Genomic DNA, 22000 nt, shown 5'->3' on the forward strand with positions numbered 1-22000 from the left:
ATACTTTAATTGAAGTAATTAATAATACTAACATTCAGTTAAGCAAATGGGCAATGACAGACTTGAACTGCCGACCTCCTCGGTGTAAACGAGATGCTCTACCAGCTGAGCTAATTGCCCCTTTAGATGTAATTCTATAGCTCAATATTATTATTGTAAACAAAAATAGCAATAAATTGTATCCGTTCAGCAGAGTGGCAAAATAGGTAGACAAGGTGATCTAAAAAGATAATCATAGAGTAAATGTGAGGTAAGTCCTTACAATAAATGGTGTCATCCAAGTAGCCGACACTGGGATCCAGAAAAAAGAATGGTGTCATTCCAGTGCTTGACACTGGAATCCAGCTTTTTCATAATCATTAAAACGTTGTATTTTAACATAAAACAGCTATTTTTATGCTTGCCAACTTAATAAAATTCCTGGATCCCAGTGTCAAGCACTGGGATGACACCCTCCTGATGGGCCAAAATCACAATGTTCGTACAGTTATGCATTTGTTGTGCAAATTACCTTTGCAAACAAATGTTCGTACAGCTGTGTGTCACACACTTTGCTTCAATATTTGCACATTAGCCACTCCCTTGAACAGATACGATAAATTAGATTTAGGTAAGCTATAAGCTTTTATGAAATCTTTGAGTGCGTGCTGTGAAGTTTTATAAATTTTAGTCTTGCTGTCACTTTGTATAAAGGTATTTTTTCACTCACATCTTTCGAAGTTGTAGCCATGTTTAACAACTTTAAGTAGAATATTGTAGCATTTTGAAAATCTGAAAGTTTATCTAGAATAACAGCTAGATTATAGGTATAAAAAATATTGTTTTCATCAAGAGAAATAGCAGTTGTCATATACTCTTTACCTTTTACATAATCCTCCTTTTTCATATAAATCAGACCTAAATTTGCTAATAAAGGAGCATAATTTTTATGTATATCATACAATTTTAACATTTCACTCAACGCCAGATCAGGATCATATTGTGAGATTATTGTCAGAAAATTTTTTAATATGTAAGGGTTACTAGGGTATTCTTTTAACAGTTTTGTGTAAATCTCTACAGCTTTTTTGTATTCTTTATTAGCGTAATAAATATTCCCTAGTCCAATCAAAGCATTTTTATGATAAGGAAACTTTGCGATAATCTGATTAAGGAGAGAAATAGCTGTTTCATTATCTCCTAACTCAAAGGAATCTTTTGCTTTTTTTAAAGTAGAGTATATGTCAAAACTCTTGCCAGAATTCTGCGAAATTTTGATATTAAATTTGTCACTTTTTCTCTCAATAACATCAAGATCTTTATATTTTTTATCAGCTTTTATATGCTTGACAACATTATCGAAGGCCTTCTGTATCTCCAAATTTTCACTAGCATAGGTAACAGAAGACCTCCATAAAATCACAACGCAAATTAACATGCAGATAAACATAGGTCCTAGTGTTGTGGCATTGGCTGCAGCGTATAACCAGTAAACCTTATTTCTTTGAGCTATGTGTAACACATTACAAATTCATAAATGCTAAATTACCTATCTCATACAATAATAAAGATATTATTAATTAGTGGGACGAACATGCTGTGTAGCTTTTCAGAATGCATTTATCTTTTGTCTTCCATATTTCGCTTTATTTCCACAAAAATGCTTCAATTTATCTTAACACTTTGTCAACTACCTTTGTAGATTTAAAAGGGCATTTTTACATATTCCATATGGCTGCCAGTTGCACCCCTCACATGCGTACTCGAATTTCTCTAAAGACATTTTCTCCCTAATCTCTTCTACCGCTTCACTCCAGGTCAAAGTCTCGCCAATTTTAATTCCTAAAATTTCCATATGCCTTCTATCTAGCTCTAAAACTTTAGCTTGTTCGGTGCATTTACCTTGTTTAGTCTGGTTTGGGCAAGCACTACAAATACTATCAAGGTTACCAACTACTTCAATTTGAGTACTAACCACTTCACTTGCTATCTTCCTATAATTTTCTACAAAACCCTGAGAATACCCATATCCCCGAAACGCGAGGGTGCACATAAAATGATGAGGGCGAAATTTTATCATTTTTTCAAATATTGCAAAGCTGCTACAAGTAGAAAAATTTTTATCAAACCAGGAAGGATAAATGGTAAAACACCCACCATTATTGCTTGTTCTAGACCCAAGTAAACAGCAAGCCAACTAACACCACAAATAAAGATTATAACTGTACCAGCCAGACAACTTAAAGAATTACATACAAATGATTTATACTTAGAGTTCAGTAATTCATTTACTTTGCTCATTACCATAACAGCAGCTAAACAGCCAATTAAATATCCACCTGTTGGTCCAAGGAGAGCGTGATAACCACCAGAAAAATTTGCAAGAACAGGCAATCCTGCTGCACCAAGTGATAGATATGTAAGCACAGAATAGAATGCTGTTCTGCGGTTAAATTTAAGCCCAATAAGCATTACTCCTAAAGTTTGCAATGTGATAGGCACAGGCTGCAATGGTATGCTTATTTGAGCCATCAAGAATAAAAGTAAAACGCAAGACAATATTTCAGCCAGTGTTGATCTGTTGCTAGATTGTGTTATAAACATACTTCCCCAATAAAAATAACTTATTAAATGTAATATATGTATATGAGAGGTTTTGCAATTTAAATTTTGCTTATATTGTGCTACAATGAATTATTTATGCACTATTAAATTAAAAATGATGAGTAAACAAGATCTATTATCGTTGATGAAAGCAAGACACAGCGGACGTTCATACGATCCTACAAGAGCAATATCTCAGGAAGACATGGATATTTTAATGGAAGCTGTAAGGCTGACTCCCTCATGTTTTGGTGATGAACCCTGGAGATACGTAATATGCAACAAACAGAACAATCAAAGCGCATGGGAAAAGCTGCTAAATTGCCTTGATGAATCTAATCAAAAATGGGCAAAAGATGCACAAATACTAATTATATCTCTAAGCGCTAAGAATTTCCGTAAATCTGACAAAGGTGAAAATTTTTGGGCTAATCACGATACTGGTGCAGCAAATTATGCACTTATGCTACAGGCTGCAGCTATGAACTTAATGGCTCATCAAATGGGTGGATTTGATAGAGATAAAATAGTAGAAAGATTCAACATATCCGATGATTTTAATGTAATGTCAGTGATAGCGGTTGGTTACGAAGAAGAGGGCGCTGAAACAAGTAAGAAAAAAAGGAGACCAATAGAAGAAATATTTTTTTATGATGAGTGGCCAAGGTCCTGAAAATTTTATCAAAATGCACGGCACTGGTAACAACTTCGTTATCATAGACTCACGTTCAACAAACAATTTAGACTGGAACCATAGACAAATTGCTGATCAAAGCAGTTGTGATCAAGTGATAATTATAACAATGTCTAATGCTGCAGACTGTTTTATGTATATCTATAATGCTGATGGCAGTCGAGCTGAAATGTGCGGAAACGCAGCACGCTGTGTTGGATATTTGATAATGTCAGAAAAAGGTACTGAGTATATCACTATTGAGCTGGTAAACAAACGCATTTTAGAGTGTTTTAAAGTGGGTGATAAATCCATAAAGGTTAACATGGGTAAACCTTTGCTAAAATGGCATGAAATTCCCTTGTCTACTCAATGTGACACTCTTCACTTACCTATAGAGCTTGAAATGCTAAAAGATCCTGTTGCAGTAAATATTGGTAATCCTCACATAGTTTTCTTTGTTGATAATGTAAATGAAATACCATTGCAAAATTTAGGACCAAAGCTGGAAAATCACGTATTATTTCCTCAGAAAATTAATATTAGTATTGCACAAGTTGAAAAGTCTGGAGAAATAGCTTTAAGAGTTTGGGAAAGAGGTACAGGCATTACTGCATCATGCGGTAGTGCAGCCTGTGCAGCACTTGTTGCATCCACACTACGTGGATATCTGGCTGCCCAACAGACTTCAGTAAATTTACCAGGAGGTAAGTTATTAATCGAATGGGCAAATAACGTATTCATGACCGGTGATATAGGGTTTTTGTGACCCTAATTCTAGTGATGCATTACTTCCAATACCTTCTTACCAATCACTGCAGGGGTTTCAGCAATTGCAATCCCGGCACTCCGCATAACTTCTAGTTTTGCACCAGCACTTCCACCGCTGGAAGAGATGATTGCTCCAGCGTGTCCCATACGTCTTCCTGGAGGTGCCGTTTGACCTGCTACAAAACCAACGATTGGCTTTTTAGTTTTTTCTGTTTTCACAAAATGTGATACATCTTCTTCTTCGTTTCCACCTATTTCACCAATAACTACAATACCATGAGTATCGTCATCTTTTAAAAAGAGCTCCATACAGTCAACAAATGTCATACCATGAACTGGATCCCCCCCAATTCCGATACATGTGGATTGACCAAGACCAACAGCAGTTGTTTGTGCTACTGCTTCGTAAGTTAAAGTTCCAGAGCGAGACATAATTCCTATGTGTCCACGCTTATGGATATGGCCAGGCATAATTCCTATTTTGCACTCTTCAGGCGTAATAATTCCCGGGCAGTTGGGACCAACCAATCGACTTTTTGAATCAACAAGCGCGCGCTTAACTTTCACCATATCAAGTATAGGAATGCCCTCTGTAATACAAACTATCAATTCTATTTTTGCATCTATTGCTTCAAGTATTGCAGCAGCAGCAAATTTAGCAGGTACATATATAACTGTAGCATTTGCACCGGTTTTTTCTTTGGCTTCTGCTACAGTATTAAAAACTGGTAAACTAAGGTGAGTGCTACCACCCTTTCCAGGAGTTACACCGCCAACCATTTTCGTCCCGTAGTCAATAGCTTGCTCTGAATGAAACGTACCTTGTGCACCAGTAAAACCCTGGCATATTAATCTTGTATCTTTATTTACTAAAACGGACATGCTTTATTTTACCTCTTTTACTATCTTTTGCGCAGCATCACCCAGTTCATCTGCAGCAATAATATTTAATCCTGACTCTTCTAAGATTTTTTTTCCTTCCTCAAAATTAGTACCTGATAACCTAACCACTAAAGGAACTTTAATACTCATTTCTTTTGCAGCCGCAACAATTCCACTTGCGATAATATCGCAACGCATTATACCACCAAATATATTAACCAAAATTCCTCTTACGTTGCTATCAGACAATATGATTTTAAATGCTTCAGTTACAGTTTCTTTACTCGCTCCACCACCAACATCCAAAAAGTTAGCAGGCTCTGCTCCGTAGTATTTTATTATATCCATTGTTGCCATAGCAAGACCTGCACCATTTACCATGCAACCAATACTGCCATCCATTTTAATGTAACTGAGCCCATACTTTGAAGCCTCTATCTCTTCTTTCACTTCTTCATCATAATCACGAAGTTCCATAATTTCTGGGTGACGATATAAAGCATTATCATCGAAATTAATTTTCGCATCGAGCGCAATAAAATCTCCAGAATTTGTTTCAACCAGTGGATTAATTTCAATTTGGTTCGCGTCAGTTGCAATAAACGCATCATATATTTTTTTTGCAATGTTCGATATCTTTTCTATTTGTTCTGGACTCAAATGAAAACTGCTGCTTAACTTGCTGCTATCAAAACTTGTAGCAGAATCAATATCAAATTTCACAATTTTTGCAGGAGAATTTTTTGCCACTTCTTCGATGTCCATTCCACCTTCTGAGGAAAATATGAATATTGGCCTACTGAGCTTCGGGTCGATTACCAGGCTTAAATAATACTCTTTCTTAATGCTTGAGCCTTCTTCAACGTACACTTTTCTTACTTGCTGCCCACTTGGCCCTGTTTGATGAGTAACTAAAGTCATACCAATCATGTCCTTTACAAACTGTTGAGCTTCTTCAACTGACTTTGCTAGCTTTACGCCACCGGCTTTACCCCTACCACCTGCATGAATTTGAGCTTTAACTACAAACACGTCAGATTTTAATTGACTTACTTGAGTCTTTACTTCTTCCGCAGATGTAGCAACAAAACCTTTTGGCACTGGGACATTAAATTTATGCAACACTTCTTTCGCTTGATATTCGTGAATATTCATAAAATAACCAATGATAAACTATTAACTTGAGTACAAACTACCAACCATAACGCTGCCTTCTGCACTCTTGTTGGTACCTCTTTTTTTTAGCTTCAGCTTTCTTTTTAGCTCTTTTTTCTGATTTTTTTTCATGATATTGTTTTTTCATTTTCAACCCTCTTCCTTCCTTTTGAATTGTTTTTTTCAATACTGGAAGAGCTCTGTCTACATCACCATAATGGACTGATACTTCTATCAAACTCTATACCTCCTTCGGTAATCATTTCAAAATCTATTTATAAATTAGAAAATTAACATTGTCAATTATTTTGTAAACTTGAGCGTTAAAATGTAATATGCCATAATTTACATGGTGAATAATGTCATTCCAGTGTCAGCTACTTGCTTACTGATGGAGATTGCTCTTATGTTACAGCGTTCTTACAATTATACTAACATCGGGGCGGAGAGATTTGAACTCCCGACCCTTTGGTCCCAAACCAAATGCGCTACCAGGCTGCGCTACGCCCCGACTTCTTTACTCAGGCTATCAATAATTCAGGCAAAATGCAAGGTTCATTTGTTTATTTTAGAAAAAATATAATATAAGATTTAATATTATCTTAGAATACGTTTTTTATTAGCTCCTCTTTAACAACAGACTGCTTCGTGGAGAGTCTACAGAGTTTTTGTGCGCGCAACACTGAACCAGATTTCTTTATCTTAGCCATATTTAAAAATCTAGCTACACCAATTGGTGAAAGTTAGTGCAGCAACCACAGCGGTATCGACCCTTAAAATTCTTTTTCCTAGACTCAATTTTTGACAAAACTTATCGGCAAGATCAAGTTCATAAGATGAAAAACCACCTTCAGGGCCAACAATAATAGCAACATTTTTTTTGCCTTTCAGCACTTTGTCAGCTTTACCTGTTTCATCACACAAAACAAAATTTTTACTCTGGGAATCAGGTAACTCACAAAAGTTAATAGGAGGCAAAATCTCTGGTATACTTATCCTACCTGATTGTTCCGCTGCTTCGATTGCTTGTAATTTTGCTCTACTTAGGTTAATATTTTTTACCACTGTACGTTCCGTTGAAATAAATTGAATGCAGATTACTCCCATTTCAGTTGCCTGTCTTACTATGTTGTTCAAAGCAGCACTTTTTACCATGGCACAATACAGGTATAAATTTTCCTCATATTGCTGTTGTTTAGTGCATTCTTTGGGTGTAACTTCTGTCAATTTACGCGATATATTAACTACTTCTCCTAACCATTCTCCATCTTTTCCATTAAAAAGAGAGAGATTATCATACTTCTTAAGCCGCATTACATTGCAAATATAGTGACTTTGTTGTGGATTAAGTGCTAAACTCACGCCTTGTGATAAAGCTTCTTCAACATAGAGCCTAATTTTTCCCATTCAAAACTTTAATTATATTCTACTTGAGTGACTCTTACGGGATTTGAACCCGTGTTACCACCGTGAAAGGGTGGTGTCCTAACCACTAGACGAAAGAGTCAACTTGAATCTAACTAGGTTATATCGATTACATATATAAAGTCAATTCAATTATTTTGAATCACATAGTTAGAGGGATATATCAGTAATCTTATATCGACAGCCTCCTATTACTCCATGCTCAATACTCACTGAACCTATCTCAGATTTAGGAGCTAATTCTAATTGTTGTTCAACTTTTGTATCGGAATCATAGCCAGAATCTCTACGCTCATATTTCTGCCTTATTTCTTCTACACTAAAGCCAGCCTTGGTCTTAATTTTTTGATCATTAGTCTGTTGCTGACTTATCGACTTATTAGCACTTAGCTCATTTAGCTTCACTTGCCAATCATTCACTTTATCTTGCACTAACCCATGGCAAGTTCCAGAATTAGCTTTTATGTCTTTTGCTTTTCTTTCTGCTCTTTTCTTGGACAAATCTACCCTAGGCTCTGTGGACAAAATTTTAGAGAAGCCATACAAGAGCTCCAACAAAATTGAGAAAACCAATAAAAACCTCAGCAGTTTTATCAAATCTGGAAAAAATGCGCCTAAAATTTTTAATTTTACCAAAAAAACACTCAATCAAATGACGTTCTTTGTAGATATGCTCATCGTAATACCTTTGCACTTTTCGATTCCGTTTTGGCGGAATAACTACTGTACATCCCTTGTCTTCAAGACTTGTAACAAAGGCATTGCTATCGTAGCCCTTGTCAGCTACTACAGTAGAGTTATAGATACTTTCGGTCAACACTTGTGCCTGCGTAATTTCATTTCTTTGACCAGGAGTCAGAGTAAATTTAAGTGGATTTCCAAGTGCATCGACAAGCGCATGTATTTTAGTTGTAAAGCCACCTTTGCTCCTCCCTAAAGCTTCTTGATCCTTGGAGTTTTTTGTATATCCAGATGAACATGGATGGGCTCGGATGATCGTACCGTCGATTATAGCAACTTCTAAATCAGGCTCTTGTTTAGTATATTCAAGCAATTTTTTCCAGACATCTCTTTCACACCATCTTTTAAATCGCTTATGTATACTCCTGTAATTACCATAAGTTTTTGGTAAAAGTCTCCATTGGCAACCACTTCGCACTATGTACCACACTGCCTCTATGAATATTCTTAAACGTTTTTCATCTTTGCTGTGCATTCCTTTTACGCTTTTTATGAACTCTAAAATTTGTTTCCAATTTTCCTCTTTGATGTAATATTGCATATGGTAGTTTCTCCATTTTTTACCTATTAGGCTAAACTACCATCTTTTTCTCTCTTTTCATATTTTTTGTCCACAGAGCCTAGGCTCTGTGGACAAAATTTTAGAGAAGCCATACAAGAGCTCCAACAAAATTGAGAAAACCAATAAAAACCTCAGCAGTTTTATCAAATCTGGAAAAAATGCGCCTAAAATTTTTAATTTTACCAAAAAAACACTCAATCAAATGACGTTCTTTGTAGATATGCTCATCGTAATACCTTTGCACTTTTCGATTCCGTTTTGGCGGAATAACTACTGTACATCCCTTGTCTTCAAGACTTGTAACAAAGGCATTGCTATCGTAGCCCTTGTCAGCTACTACAGTAGAGTTATAGATACTTTCGGTCAACACTTGTGCCTGCGTAATTTCATTTCTTTGACCAGGAGTCAGAGTAAATTTAAGTGGATTTCCAAGTGCATCGACAAGCGCATGTATTTTAGTTGTAAAGCCACCTTTGCTCCTCCCTAAAGCTTCTTGATCCTTGGAGTTTTTTGTATATCCAGATGAACATGGATGGGCTCGGATGATCGTACCGTCGATTATAGCAACTTCTAAATCAGGCTCTTGTTTAGTATATTCAAGCAATTTTTTCCAGACATCTCTTTCACACCATCTTTTAAATCGCTTATGTATACTCCTGTAATTACCATAAGTTTTTGGTAAAAGTCTCCATTGGCAACCACTTCGCACTATGTACCACACTGCCTCTATGAATATTCTTAAACGTTTTTCATCTTTGCTGTGCATTCCTTTTACGCTTTTTATGAACTCTAAAATTTGTTTCCAATTTTCCTCTTTGATGTAATATTGCATATGGTAGTTTCTCCATTTTTTACCTATTAGGCTAAACTACCATCTTTTTCTCTCTTTTCATATTTTTTGTCCACAGAGCCTAGGCTCTGTGGACAAAATTTTAGAGAAGCCATACAAGAGCTCCAACAAAATTGAGAAAACCAATAAAAACCTCAGCAGTTTTATCAAATCTGGAAAAAATGCGCCTAAAATTTTTAATTTTACCAAAAAAACACTCAATCAAATGACGTTCTTTGTAGATATGCTCATCGTAATACCTTTGCACTTTTCGATTCCGTTTTGGCGGAATAACTACTGTACATCCCTTGTCTTCAAGACTTGTAACAAAGGCATTGCTATCGTAGCCCTTGTCAGCTACTACAGTAGAGTTATAGATACTTTCGGTCAACACTTGTGCCTGCGTAATTTCATTTCTTTGACCAGGAGTCAGAGTAAATTTAAGTGGATTTCCAAGTGCATCGACAAGCGCATGTATTTTAGTTGTAAAGCCACCTTTGCTCCTCCCTAAAGCTTCTTGATCCTTGGAGTTTTTTGTATATCCAGATGAACATGGATGGGCTCGGATGATCGTACCGTCGATTATAGCAACTTCTAAATCAGGCTCTTGTTTAGTATATTCAAGCAATTTTTTCCAGACATCTCTTTCACACCATCTTTTAAATCGCTTATGTATACTCCTGTAATTACCATAAGTTTTTGGTAAAAGTCTCCATTGGTAACCACTTCGCACTATGTACCACACTGCCTCTATGAATATTCTTAAACGTTTTTCATCTTTGCTGTGCATTCCTTTTACGCTTTTTATGAACTCTAAAATTTGTTTCCAATTTTCCTCTTTGATGTAATATTGCATATGGTAGTTTCTCCATTTTTTACCTATTAGGCTAAACTACCATCTTTTTCTCTCTTTTCATATTTTTTGTCCACAGAGCCTAGTAAAAAGGAAACTGTGGGGTGAAGAATTATCTCTGCTGGTAAGTTTTTCTCACTATCCAATTTTAGATTTTTTGATTCTGCTAAACTCTCAATAACACGAATTATAACATTCTTTCCATTCTCATCTATTGAGTGGATATCAGCTCCACGATTAATCAGCAATTCCATTATTTTGTGATCTGTAGCATGTCCTAAAGCCTGATTTAAAGCTTGATTATTATTTATATCAAATGATCCTGTATTCTTGAGAGACATAGTCTTTGAAAAGAATTTTCTAAAACTATTTAATGCATCATAAGACCTGCTGCGAATCAAGCGATAAAAAAAAGGAAAGGAGGGTGAATAAAATCAAGGTTAACTAAAAGGCGTGCTTAAGATTTACAATACCAGCAATAATATTGAACCTCAAGTTATATTTTTTCTGAAAATTGCGATAAACATTCGACATAATCTTAAATATCTTTATCTCTCGGATCTTATTTTCTACTCTCATTCTAAATGATGCTAACCTTCTATTATGCTCTTTCTGCTCTGGAGTTAATGGCTTTTTACGATACTTTTTATATGGAATTATAACATTGCTTTGCAATTTTTGCCAACCTTGATATCCAGAATCAGCATGTTTTATGCTATCAAGTGGTAAATATTTTTCTTGTTTCCTTATGCGAAAATCACTAATTCTACCACGGTATGACTTTGACACTGATAAAATTCTTCCTCCTTCTTCGATAATAATCTCAGTTTTCATAGTGTTGGTTCTTTTTTTTCCTGAATATGATTTCTTCCGTTTTTTACTATCTTCTGGCCTCTGTATTTGCTGTTCTGTAACATCAGCCAAAATCTTCAGTATTTTTTCTGGCGTCATACTTCTATCTTTTGTTATAGTCACTTTTTTGGCGAGTAATGGCTCTATTCTCTTAAGTAACCTACATACATTTGCGTTGTGCACATTGAATAGGCATCCTAAAAATCTATGTGTTATGTAAGTGCGATAGTACAAAATTACGCAAAACAACTTATCTTCCAGAGTTGGTAGTTTTGATCTTCTACCATGACACTTTTTCTGTTTTTCAAGTTTTTTCCATCCAGACCTCACTTTTTCTACTACTTTTTCGAACTCCTCTATACTTAAACCTGTTATATTACGAAAGTTTCTTGGGTGTTTTTTCATATTATAGTAACTAAAGCTCATTTTTTTTCCTTACTTGATCTGCTTATTCTTCTTCTACCCCTCTCACATCATTTTTTCAATCACCTTTTGCAGCAGGTCTATAGAGAATTAGAGTCAGTTTAACACCTTTTATGTCATTGTTTTTGACAGATTTAATTAAAAAATTATCTATTATACCCATGATTATACCCCTATATAAAAGCTCACTACCATGGTACAATTTTAAACTATGATGATTTATTTTTTACTAATAGCAGCTCTCTATAACCACTTAACAAGTGGTGGCATTGACATCATAATTGCATCTGGATTGCCGTCAGTCATTAAACCAAACCTTGTGCCACGATCGTATAACAGGTTGAATTCTACATATCTGCCACGTTTTATTAATTGATTTTCTCGTTGTTCTTTTGTCCAAGATTTTTGTATATGTTTACGTATGATGTGCAAATAAATTTCCAAAAAGGCTTCACCTACTGCTTTTGTGAACTCAAAATCGTTTTCCCAGTTGCCAGAACTCAGATTATCATAGAAAATGCCACCAATACCACGCGGCTCTTTTCTGTGTTGTAAGAAAAAATAGTTGTCACATTGCTCTTTAAATTTTGGATAATATCCGGTGTCAAATCTATCACATGTCATTTTGATTGATTCATGGATATACTTGCAATCTTCTTCATTTTTATATATTGGCGTAAAATCCATTCCTCCACCAAACCATTGTTTTGAAGTATATATCAGCCTTGTGTTCATATGTGCTGCAGGGATAAGGGGCGATTGCATATGAGACACTAAAGATATACCGCTTGCCCAAAACTCTCCGTTACTTTCACTTGCACCAGGAATTTCATTAATGGCTGAATCTGCAAATTTTCCGTGTACTTTTGAAACGTTTACTCCAACTTTTTCAAAAACATTACCAAAAATAATTGTAGATTCACCACCTCCACCACCTGGGCGATCCCACTTTCTCTTTTCGATCTTTGGCTCTGCGGATGATTGTTTTTCAATTAATAAGAAAGATTCTATGATCTTATCTCTTAGTGCACAAAACCATTTAAATGCTTGTGTTTTCTGTTTTTCCATAATATCCTCTTGCTAGCTTATTAACATTGTTATATCTGATATTTAAGGAACTTAATTAGATTTGGATGATAATTATCTATCAAAGACGTTAATAAATCTATAATAATTAAATCAATATAATAGAACATTTTCGTATGTACAACAATGCCAAGTAACAATAATGAATAAGAGATACATAGATAACAAAAAAGAGAACAGGGTTGACTTCATACTAAGAAATTATGGAATGTCAATTGTTGTGATGGCAGTTATTATGCTCTTACCTCCAGTAGCAATATCGATACTCTACTTTTTTGATATATATAGTCAGCATATTAATATAGAGATTAATTTATTAGTTAGCATTCTAACAACTCTCTTTATGATGTATAATGTAAAACGCTACAGATACCTACTTAATACTATAGAATTTCAAAATGCAATATTTGCAAATGCACTAAATCATAATACAGAATTTTGCCTTATTTTACATAAAGATGAGGGTGTTATTTATGCTGATGCAAGGTTCTACGAAAGGTTTAAAGATCATATAGATGATGACATTACGTTAGGCAAGATTCTTGAAATAGGAGATGTTTCAGAAGCAGACAAAAAAGTACTCTATCATGCACTAAAAAATAACTCTTCTGTACAGGTATGCATTTCCTTAAACAAGAAGAATAGAGTATCTAACTTTCTTTTGCTCTTTGAGCCGATACCAGATAATCCCCAAATTGCTATAAATAGTAATAAGATTTTAAATTTATCATTAGTGCCAATAGCAAGGCCTGATGGGTATTTTGTGTTAAAAGCAACACAGATAAACAAGGAGCAGGTATATGAAGAGTTAATAGAAAAACACAGTATAGGAACTTACATCGCAAATGCCAAAGGGGTGATTTTATCTGTAAATAAAAGATTTTTAGACATATTTGAACTGAAAAAACTGGAAAAAGGTAGCTCAATCAGTGATTTTATATCTCAATCTAAATATAACAATACAACAACCGATAATGAAATTTTGTTTTTTACTATAAGTGGTATTCCATTCAAGGCTTATATGAGCACTGCTATATTTTGTGATAAATACAACCATAGCTATATATATGGCTTTATAACACCAACCGAATCAAATATTGTTGATTATCAATTACACCCTTGTTTTGTAAATTCATCAATTGCTATTGCACAATGTGACATAAACGGCAACTTTGTAAAGAAAAATACGGCACTAATAAAGCTTGCAGGGTCAGATAATAATTCAATCTTTACATTGATATTGGATAGTTATCATGTGAAAATACGTGAATATTTTTCGAGTAATAGAATAAATAATGCGTACTTTGATGTGCAGCTCAACGGCGGTAATAACATAAAAATATATTTCAATAAGTTTCTTCATAATAAAATGATATTCATAATTTGTTATTTTATTGATAATACTGAACACAAAAACCTAGAGATAAAGCTTGAGCATTATCAAAAGATGCAAGCTATAGGGCAGTTAGCAGGTGGTATTGCGCATGATTTCAACAATATATTGACTGGGATAATAGGATTTTGCGATTTGCTTTTACTCCAGCATTCAGCTGGTGATCCATCTTTTGGAGATATAATACAGATACAGCAAAATGCAAAGCGTGGATCAAATTTAGTAAGACAATTGCTTGCTTTTTCAAGAAGACAGACCTTGCAGCCAAAAATTATTGATGTAAATAGAACTATAGCTAATCTTTATGAAATGATAAAAAGATTAATAGGTGAAAATATAAAATTTAACATTTATTATGGTAGAGACTTGGGTGCTGTTAGGGCTGATCAAGGGCAATTAGAGCAAGTTATACTTAACTTAGCAGTCAATGCTAGTGCTGCTATGGAAAAGGGCGGGGAATTAACTATACGAACCTTTAATCAAAAGATTGACTCATTAAATTCTACACCTCAGGATATGTTTTCTCCAGACAAGGAAGCGATTGAACATGGAAATTATGTTGTGATTGAAGTAATTGATACTGGATGTGGAATGACGAGTGATACAACTGAAAAGATCTTTGATCCATTTTTTTCTACCAAAGATATTACCTCTGGTACAGGTCTTGGCCTCTCTACTGTATATGGCATTATTAAACAAACTGAAGGATACATCTATGTTGCTAGCAAAGTAAATCATGGAACTAAATTTAGCATATTTTTGCCCATGGTTTACATATCAGATGAAAATGATAGAGAGGAAGATAGTGAAGAAACAGAAAAACCGGTAGTAAGTGAAATTAAAGGTAATGGTATAATTTTATTAATCGAAGATGAAGATTCAGTAAGGGAATTCATCTCTAAAGCACTCAAAAGAAAAGGATTTGATGTAATAGAAGCAAGCATAGGCAGCGAGGCGCTAGAAATAATCAGTAAAAAAAGTCAACATATAGATCTTATAATCACTGATGTAATCATGCCAGAGGTGAGCGGCCCAGAAATAGTTAAAGAAGCATTGATCCATAGGCCAAATATCAACGTTATTTTTATTTCTGGGTATGCAGAAGATGCTTTTTTAAAGAGTGATGACATCAATATAGAAGATTTTCACTTTTTGCCAAAACCATTCACTCTGAATGAATTAGGAAACAAGGTTCAAAGTGTGTTACACAAAGCAAAAAAGACAGTCTAATTTTAGTGTGATTAGCAACAAAAAAATTTTCTAATGCAAAAGTTTCTTGCATATATACAATAGAATTATTTTATACATAAGATAAAAGGCGTGAGCAAGATTATTGCAATAGTAAATCAAAAGGGTGGAGTTGGCAAAACCACAACTAGTATAAATTTGTCGACAGCCTTTGCTGCTGTGGGAAAAAGCACTTTATTGGTAGATCTTGATCCTCAAGGAAATGCTAGCACCGGACTCGGGATTTCTTATCGTAGTAGGGAAGAAAAAAACATATACAAAATACTACTAAGCAGCGAAAATAAATTGATAGAATCGGCAATTTTCAATATAAAGGAAATTCCGAATTTATCGCTAATTTCGTCAGTAGTTGATTTGTCAGCTGCAGAAATTGAATTATCGCAACTTGAGCGAGGAAAATTCGTACTAAAAAGCGCATTGGAGAAGATACGCGATAATTATGAGTATATAATCATCGATTGCCCTCCATCACTTGGGCTTCTAACCATTAATGCCTTGACTGCTGCTAATTCTATTATTGTTCCTCTTCAGTGTGAATTTTTTGCTCTGGAAGGATTAAGCCATTTAGTTAAAACTGTAGAGCTGATAAAAAGGAATAACCTAAACCCTTTTTTGGCAATAGAAGGGATAGTGTTAACAATGTATGATAGGCGTAACAAACTCAGTGAACAGATTAAAAACGATATTTGCCAGTATTTAAATGATAAAGTATACAAAACTATCATCCCATTGTATGAGACTGTTATTCCACGTAACGTACGGTTATCAGAAGCGCCTTCTCATGGAAAACCCGCTATTGTGTATGATCTTAAGTGTCCTGGTGCACAAGCATATATAAGTTTGGCAAGGGAAATTTTAAAAAAGCACGCGAGCAGTTGTAAGGAGAAGAAGCTAGTGAGCGAGGGCGTAGTATGAAGGATGATAGACGCTTAGGCAGAGGTCTTGCCGGTCTCATAGGCGATAATTATGATAATAAAGAAGATCGACAAGAGTATTTGCCTATTTCATTACTGCACCCAAGCAAATTTCAACCGAGGAAACATTTTGACGAGGAATCATTAAGAGAGCTTGCAAATTCGATAAAGAAAAGTGGCATTATACAGCCTATCGTGGTACGCAAAGATTCAAATGATGATGGTTACGAAATAATAGCTGGGGAACGTCGTTGGCGAGCAAGCAAGATTGCAAATCTTGATAGTGCACCCGTTATCATAAAAGATCTGAGCGACAAGGAATGCTTGGAAGTATCCATTATTGAAAACATACAAAGGCAAGATATTAATCCAATAGAAGAAGGTGAAGCGTATAAGAGACTGATAGATGAGTTTTCCTATACACATGAAGAATTAGCTTCAGCTATAGGCAAAAGCCGCAGCCACATAACCAATATGATTCGGATGTTGTCACTTTCCTGTAGGGTGAAAACAATTATCAACGAAAAAAAGTTGTCTATGGGTCATGCAAGAGCGTTGATTAATGTTGAAAATGCGGAAGATATTGCAGAAAAAATAGTTTCTCAAGGCTTAAGCGTTAGACAAACTGAAAAATTGATAAAAGATTTGCATCAAGGCAACAACCAAAAAGAACAGAAATATACTAGAAATCAAGATATGACGGTAATAGAAGGCGCTATATCTTCTCAACTTGGTTTAAAGATCAAAATTAATGACAACAATTCTAAGGGTAAAGTTATGATACGGTATGATAATCCAAATGAATTGGATTTGATATTGAAAATTTTGAATAGGAAACTTGAGGCATAGCTAGTAGTTGGCTAGCAAAGCAACAAACCAATATCAACTGTTGGTGTCATGAAAGTAGCTGACACTGGAATCCAGGAATTTTATTAAGTTGGTAAGCATAAAAGTATAACTTCTACGTCATACCGCCGCGGTATCCGCTAACAAGCAGCGGGATGACGATTGTCAGGGTAGCTGTCATCCCAGTGCCCTGACTACTTGGATCCAGGAAAAAGAATGGTGTCATCCCAGTGCGTGACACTGGAATCCAGCCTTTATTATGCAGCCACTTGGTTGAAATTAAGTCTTCTGGATCCCAGTGTCACGCACTGGGATGACACCCTAGGCTCTGTGGACAAAAAATATGAAAAGAGAGAAAAAGATGGTAGTTTAGCCTAATAGGTAAAAAATGGAGAAACTACCATATGCAATATTACATCAAAGAGGAAAATTGGAAACAAATTTTAGAGTTCATAAAAAGCGTAAAAGGAATGCATAGCAAAGATGAAAAACGTTTAAGAATATTCATAGAGGCAGTGTGGTACATAGTGCGAAGTGGTTGCCAATGGAGACTTTTACCAAAAACTTATGGTAATTACAGGAGTATACATAAGCGATTTAAAAGATGGTGTGAAAGAGATGTCTGGAAAAAATTGCTTGAATATACTAAACAAGAGCCTGATTTAGAAGTTGCTATAATCGACGGTACGATCATCCGAGCCCATCCATGTTCATCTGGATATACAAAAAACTCCAAGGATCAAGAAGCTTTAGAGAGGAGCAAAGGTGGCTTTACAACTAAAATACATGCGCTTGTCGATGCACTTGGAAATCCACTTAAATTTACTCTGACTCCTGGTCAAAGAAATGAAATTACGCAGGCACAAGTGTTGACCGAAAGTATCTATAACTCTACTGTAGTAGCTGACAAGGGCTACGATAGCAATGCCTTTGTTACAAGTCTTGAAGACAAGGGATGTACAGTAGTTATTCCGCCAAAACGGAATCGAAAAGTGCAAAGGTATTACGATGAGCATATCTACAAAGAACGTCATTTGATTGAGTGTTTTTTTGGTAAAATTAAAAATTTTAGGCGCATTTTTTCCAGATTTGATAAAACTGCTGAGGTTTTTATTGGTTTTCTCAATTTTGTTGGAGCTCTTGTATGGCTTCTCTAAAATTTTGTCCACAGAGCCTAAGCAGTCGTAACTTTTGGAAGGGATTTTGGCCATTGAGACGTGATGTCAAAAATATCGACAACATTCTTTTCACGAACCTTTCCCCACATTCTGACCAGGTGAAAAAGCTGTTTTTACGATAGCCGTCTAATTTGCCGTTCTGCAAGGTTGTTGGTTGACTTCAGGCTTTCGTAAAAAATTCCACATCATATCCTCAGCCTTAACATCTTAGTGGCCATTCTCGTCATTTCATGAAAAAACCCTTCTTTCGTATTAGTTGTGTAGCATTTTTTAATATCTATAATAGTGCAGCACTGCCTTACGTATTGCCAATCCGAATTCTACTTGCTGTAAAATAACACAATCTGCTACATCACTACTAATCTCAATCCCTCTGTTTATTGGCCCTGGGTGCATAACAATCGCATCTGGTTTTGCGTATGATAGCTTTTGTGAATCAAGTCCATACAAATAAAAATATTCTTTCTCTGAAGAACTATTATTCATGCGCTCTTTCTGCAATCTCAAAAGCATAATTACGTCAGCATCCTTTATACCTTCAATTAATGAATAATGGACTGAATCTACTTCAGGAAAATGCTTACAAATCAAAGTTGGTGGTGCGACCAAGTTTATCTCTGCTCCAAACATTTTTAGCAATCTTATATTTGATCTTGCAACTCTACTGTGCAGAATATCTCCACATATCACAACTTTGAGGTCCTTTATTTGCTTTTTGTGATTGCTGATTACAAGATAGTCTGCAAGAGCTTGAGTTGGATGTTCACTACTTCCATCGCCTGCATTGATTAGCGAGCAGTTAACATACTTTGCCAGTGTATTAATGATACCACTACTTTTATGCCTGATTATTATGTAATCAGGATTCATTGCATTTAATGTTTTGATCATGTCTTTCAGATCTTCTCCCTTGTTAATAGAAGAAGATCTTATTGGCAAAGTTACAACATTTGCTCCAAGGCTTTTTGCTGCTATTTCAAAAGACGCAAGTGTACGCGTTGAATCTTCAAAGAATAAATTTATTACTGTCTTATTTTCCAAGATATGACTATTTGCAACTTCTTTTTTAAGGTACTGGTTGGCCAACTTAGTTATATTTTCTACATCATCGACTGTAAGGTCTGAGATGTTTAACAAATTCCTTCTCTTGTTCATAGTTTCCTTTTCAACTACTTGAACCTATTCTACTTTCTTATTACCTTTTTTCAATAGACTTCTTGTGCAGCAATTGTTTTGGTGAAAGAACGGAAAAAGATAGTAAAGTCAAAATTAAGTTAGAAGGAAGAAAAAGTTCAGCGAGTCAAGAGTAAGGTATATTAGCATAAATCTTTCATCCCAATGTTTAGTGGCGCTGGGGATTACTTCCACTTACACTCATCCGCTATCATAACAGCCTCAAAAAGATGCTTCTCAAGTTCACTTAGAGGCAAATCACTTTGTGAATAATTTCCCCAAGATTTTAGTATATCGGAAGTTTCAACGCCTTCAATAATAGGATATTCTTGGTTTTTTTTAGCGTATAACTCTTGAGCCTGCTTGCTTACTAAAAATTCCAATAAGACTATAGCATTTTCCCTGTTTTTTGCGTTTTTTGTTACTGCTGCACCACTGATGTTTACCATTACACCGTGATCGTTGCGATTAGGAAAAAAAGCCCCTAGCTTGTCTGCAACATTCTTTTTATTTTCTGATGAAAGAATTCTCGCAAAGTAGTAGCTGTTTACTATTGCAACATCTCCCTCACCGGCTGCTACGGCGTAAATTTGATCAGTATCACCACCACTTGGTTTTCTTGCCATATTGCTCACAATTCCGCTTACCCATTCTTTCGTCTTTTCAAAACCATTATTTGCAATCATAAAAGCAATTAACGATCTGTTATATGGACTTGTAGAAGAACGCACTAATATTTTTCCTTTCCATTTTTCATTTGCTAAATCTTCATAAGTACTTAAGTCCTTAGGGTCTACTGACTCTTTATTGTAAACCAATATCCTAGCTCTTTTTGTAAGACCAAACCAATAATCTTCACTGTCTCTAAATCTTGCAGGTATAACACTTTTTAAAACCTCTGAATCTACTTGAGATAAAAGGCCTCTTTTTTTTGCTAGAATTAAGTTGATTGCATCAGCAGTCAAAAATAAGTCAGCTTCACCACCGTTTTCTATTCGTGAAAGTAGCTGAGAATAATCATCAATGATGTAACGTACTTTAATGCCTGTATTTTTCGTGAATTCATCAAACAAAGTACGTACTAATTCTTCTTTGCGCGATGAATAAACATTTACCACTTGTGAGTCATTAGTTCCGTCGTTTCTGTATAAATAAGTAATAACTATCAATATAATTGCTATTAAGGGTGTGAATATAAAGGCTTTTTTCATATTGGATAAAAAATAACTTCTTTCAGTTAAAGTTACCAAGATGGTACAACTTTAGCAAGTGTAAAGTTCGTTAGATAAATCATAAAAACTTCCTTGACAAGCTTCGCCAGCCCCCTTATTATAACACTGAAGCTATTTATTTATCTTCGCAATCTCTGCAGTGGATTAATGACAAAAAACTTAATGTATTTGGCGTAAATCATGCTTAATTTTTTGCACTATGTGCACCTTATGTCTTTATAAAATTTCTAGGTTTTTACCTAATATAAGCTGAAATGCGCTATTTAAAACATTAAAAAACGCCAACTTAAAAAATGGATAGTGAATAACTAGGCTCTGTGGACAAAAAATATGAAAAGAGAGAAAAAGATGGTAGTTTAGCCTAATAGGTAAAAAATGGAGAAACTACCATATGCAATATTACATCAAAGAGGAAAATTGGAAACAAATTTTAGAGTTCATAAAAAGCGTAAAAGGAATGCACAGCAAAGATGAAAAACGTTTAAGAATATTCATAGAGGCAGTGTGGTACATAGTGCGAAGTGGTTGCCAATGGAGACTTTTACCAAAAACTTATGGTAATTACAGGAGTATACATAAGCGATTTAAAAGATGGTGTGAAAGAGATGTCTGGAAAAAATTGCTTGAATATACTAAACAAGAGCCTGATTTAGAAGTTGCTATAATCGACGGTACGATCATCCGAGCCCATCCATGTTCATCTGGATATACAAAAAACTCCAAGGATCAAGAAGCTTTAGGGAGGAGCAAAGGTGGCTTTACAACTAAAATACATGCGCTTGTCGATGCACTTGGAAATCCACTTAAATTTACTCTGACTCCTGGTCAAAGAAATGAAATTACGCAGGCACAAGTGTTGACCGAAAGTATCTATAACTCTACTGTAGTAGCTGACAAGGGCTATGATAGCAATGCCTTTGTTACAAGTCTTGAAGACAAGGGATGTACAGTAGTTATTCCGCCAAAACGGAATCGAAAAGTGCAAAGGTATTACGATGAGCATATCTACAAAGAACGTCATTTGATTGAGTGTTTTTTTGGTAAAATTAAAAATTTTAGGCGCATTTTTTCCAGATTTGATAAAACTGCTGAGGTTTTTATTGGTTTTCTCAATTTTGTTGGAGCTCTTGTATGGCTTCTCTAAAATTTTGTCCACAGAGCCTAGTGACATGCACCTTGTG

The 22000-nt window shown here is 35.2% G+C and carries 24 protein-coding genes, 3 tRNA genes and 1 pseudogene; 8 read left to right on the top strand and 20 right to left on the bottom strand.

Annotated elements, in window-relative coordinates:
• Positions 1-47: 47 nt before the first annotated feature.
• From OPR60_RS00490 to OPR60_RS00505, 4 genes are all read right to left on the bottom strand, one after another.
• Positions 48-120, bottom strand: a tRNA-Val gene (locus tag OPR60_RS00490).
• Positions 121-625: 505 nt separating this feature from the next.
• The gene (locus OPR60_RS00495; RefSeq protein ID WP_265039669.1) at positions 626-1501 is read right to left on the bottom strand and encodes a tetratricopeptide repeat protein; all 876 of its coding nucleotides are present in this window, start codon (positions 1499-1501) and stop codon (positions 626-628) included.
• 168 nt (positions 1502-1669) lie between these two features.
• Positions 1670-2059: a DUF1284 domain-containing protein gene (locus OPR60_RS00500; RefSeq protein ID WP_065094452.1), complete on the bottom strand. Its 390-nt coding sequence runs from the start codon at positions 2057-2059 to the stop codon at positions 1670-1672.
• On the bottom strand, positions 2056-2583 hold the full coding sequence (locus OPR60_RS00505) for a biotin transporter BioY (protein ID WP_065094451.1): 528 nt from the start codon (positions 2581-2583) through the stop codon (positions 2056-2058). Before OPR60_RS00505 ends, OPR60_RS00500 begins: the two co-directional genes overlap by 4 nt.
• Positions 2584-2668: 85 nt before the next feature.
• Between OPR60_RS00505 and OPR60_RS00510 the strand changes: the two genes are divergently transcribed.
• Positions 2669-3256: a nitroreductase family protein gene (locus tag OPR60_RS00510; protein ID WP_065094450.1), complete on the top strand. Its 588-nt coding sequence runs from the start codon at positions 2669-2671 to the stop codon at positions 3254-3256.
• A complete protein-coding gene (gene dapF / locus OPR60_RS00515; RefSeq protein ID WP_265040303.1) occupies positions 3237-4025 on the top strand; it encodes a diaminopimelate epimerase in 789 nt (262 codons plus the stop codon). Before OPR60_RS00510 ends, dapF begins: the two co-directional genes overlap by 20 nt.
• 8 nt (positions 4026-4033) lie before the next feature.
• Here dapF and sucD read toward each other — a convergent pair whose 3' ends face one another.
• The 13 genes from sucD to hemF form a co-directional block, all read right to left on the bottom strand.
• Positions 4034-4909, bottom strand: coding sequence for a succinate--CoA ligase subunit alpha (sucD, locus tag OPR60_RS00520; RefSeq protein ID WP_065094448.1), 876 nt, complete (start codon positions 4907-4909; stop codon positions 4034-4036).
• A 3-nt stretch (positions 4910-4912) separates the two neighbouring features.
• Complete coding sequence (gene sucC / locus OPR60_RS00525; protein WP_265039670.1) at positions 4913-6064, bottom strand: ADP-forming succinate--CoA ligase subunit beta; 1152 nt, start codon at positions 6062-6064, stop codon at positions 4913-4915.
• Between the two features lie 37 nt (positions 6065-6101).
• Positions 6102-6302 (bottom strand): 30S ribosomal protein S21, encoded by a 201-nt coding sequence (gene rpsU / locus OPR60_RS00530; RefSeq protein WP_006279819.1) that lies wholly within the window; start codon positions 6300-6302, stop codon positions 6102-6104.
• A gap of 199 nt (positions 6303-6501) precedes the next feature.
• Positions 6502-6575 (bottom strand) — tRNA-Pro (locus OPR60_RS00535).
• Between the two features lie 209 nt (positions 6576-6784).
• A complete protein-coding gene (locus tag OPR60_RS00540) occupies positions 6785-7471 on the bottom strand; it encodes a 16S rRNA (uracil(1498)-N(3))-methyltransferase (RefSeq protein WP_006279818.1) in 687 nt (228 codons plus the stop codon).
• Positions 7472-7499: 28 nt separating this feature from the next.
• Positions 7500-7571, bottom strand: a tRNA-Glu gene (locus tag OPR60_RS00545).
• Positions 7572-7639: 68 nt separating this feature from the next.
• Positions 7640-8014 carry a hypothetical protein gene (locus tag OPR60_RS00550; protein ID WP_265039671.1) on the bottom strand — a complete coding sequence of 125 codons (375 nt, stop codon included), beginning with the start codon at positions 8012-8014 and terminating at the stop codon, positions 7640-7642.
• Between the two features lie 4 nt (positions 8015-8018).
• A complete protein-coding gene (locus OPR60_RS00555; RefSeq protein ID WP_265039632.1) occupies positions 8019-8771 on the bottom strand; it encodes an IS5 family transposase in 753 nt (250 codons plus the stop codon).
• A gap of 100 nt (positions 8772-8871) precedes the next feature.
• Positions 8872-9624: an IS5 family transposase gene (locus tag OPR60_RS00560; protein ID WP_265039632.1), complete on the bottom strand. Its 753-nt coding sequence runs from the start codon at positions 9622-9624 to the stop codon at positions 8872-8874.
• Between the two features lie 100 nt (positions 9625-9724).
• A complete protein-coding gene (locus OPR60_RS00565; RefSeq protein WP_265039672.1) occupies positions 9725-10477 on the bottom strand; it encodes an IS5 family transposase in 753 nt (250 codons plus the stop codon).
• A gap of 26 nt (positions 10478-10503) precedes the next feature.
• Positions 10504-10815 carry a hypothetical protein gene (locus OPR60_RS00570; protein ID WP_265039673.1) on the bottom strand — a complete coding sequence of 104 codons (312 nt, stop codon included), beginning with the start codon at positions 10813-10815 and terminating at the stop codon, positions 10504-10506.
• Positions 10816-10918: 103 nt separating this feature from the next.
• Positions 10919-11731 (bottom strand): transposase, encoded by an 813-nt coding sequence (locus tag OPR60_RS00575; RefSeq protein ID WP_265040287.1) that lies wholly within the window; start codon positions 11729-11731, stop codon positions 10919-10921.
• 261 nt (positions 11732-11992) lie between these two features.
• Positions 11993-12817 (bottom strand): oxygen-dependent coproporphyrinogen oxidase, encoded by an 825-nt coding sequence (gene hemF / locus OPR60_RS00580; RefSeq protein ID WP_064124995.1) that lies wholly within the window; start codon positions 12815-12817, stop codon positions 11993-11995.
• Between the two features lie 160 nt (positions 12818-12977).
• On the opposite strand from hemF, the gene OPR60_RS00585 reads away from it, so the two are divergent.
• The 3 genes from OPR60_RS00585 (at position 12978) to OPR60_RS00595 (ending at position 17239) form a co-directional block, all read left to right on the top strand.
• Positions 12978-15458, top strand: a complete 2481-nt coding sequence (locus OPR60_RS00585; protein ID WP_265039674.1) for a response regulator — start codon at positions 12978-12980, stop codon at positions 15456-15458.
• A 90-nt stretch (positions 15459-15548) separates the two neighbouring features.
• Positions 15549-16391, top strand: coding sequence for a ParA family protein (locus OPR60_RS00590; protein ID WP_006280226.1), 843 nt, complete (start codon positions 15549-15551; stop codon positions 16389-16391).
• Positions 16388-17239: a ParB/RepB/Spo0J family partition protein gene (locus OPR60_RS00595; protein WP_065095053.1), complete on the top strand. Its 852-nt coding sequence runs from the start codon at positions 16388-16390 to the stop codon at positions 17237-17239. Before OPR60_RS00590 ends, OPR60_RS00595 begins: the two co-directional genes overlap by 4 nt.
• 214 nt (positions 17240-17453) lie before the next feature.
• Here the strand turns inward: OPR60_RS00595 and OPR60_RS06965 are convergent.
• Positions 17454-17537, bottom strand: a pseudogene (locus OPR60_RS06965) (WPE palindromic element domain-containing protein); the annotation flags it as partial.
• 103 nt (positions 17538-17640) lie between these two features.
• Between OPR60_RS06965 and OPR60_RS00605 the strand changes: the two are divergent.
• Together OPR60_RS00605 and OPR60_RS00610 are read left to right on the top strand one after the other, a co-directional pair.
• Positions 17641-18393: an IS5 family transposase gene (locus OPR60_RS00605; protein ID WP_265039675.1), complete on the top strand. Its 753-nt coding sequence runs from the start codon at positions 17641-17643 to the stop codon at positions 18391-18393.
• Positions 18381-18536: a hypothetical protein gene (locus tag OPR60_RS00610; protein WP_265039676.1), complete on the top strand. Its 156-nt coding sequence runs from the start codon at positions 18381-18383 to the stop codon at positions 18534-18536. The genes OPR60_RS00605 and OPR60_RS00610 overlap by 13 nt, the downstream gene beginning before the upstream one ends.
• A gap of 148 nt (positions 18537-18684) precedes the next feature.
• On the opposite strand, the gene OPR60_RS00615 is transcribed toward OPR60_RS00610, so the two are convergent.
• Both OPR60_RS00615 and OPR60_RS00620 read right to left on the bottom strand, forming a co-directional pair.
• Complete coding sequence (locus OPR60_RS00615; protein WP_065106858.1) at positions 18685-19569, bottom strand: aspartate carbamoyltransferase catalytic subunit; 885 nt, start codon at positions 19567-19569, stop codon at positions 18685-18687.
• A 203-nt stretch (positions 19570-19772) separates the two neighbouring features.
• Positions 19773-20798, bottom strand: coding sequence for an extracellular solute-binding protein (locus tag OPR60_RS00620; RefSeq protein ID WP_065095171.1), 1026 nt, complete (start codon positions 20796-20798; stop codon positions 19773-19775).
• Between the two features lie 412 nt (positions 20799-21210).
• Here OPR60_RS00620 and OPR60_RS00625 point away from each other — a divergent pair, with 412 nt between their 5' ends.
• Entirely contained in the window at positions 21211-21963 is a 753-nt protein-coding gene (locus OPR60_RS00625) for an IS5 family transposase (protein WP_265039632.1), read from the top strand.
• Positions 21964-22000: the final 37 nt, after the last annotated feature.

The organism is Wolbachia endosymbiont (group A) of Trypoxylon clavicerum (assembly GCF_947251665.1).
GTDB classification, from domain to species: domain Bacteria; phylum Pseudomonadota; class Alphaproteobacteria; order Rickettsiales; family Anaplasmataceae; genus Wolbachia; species Wolbachia pipientis.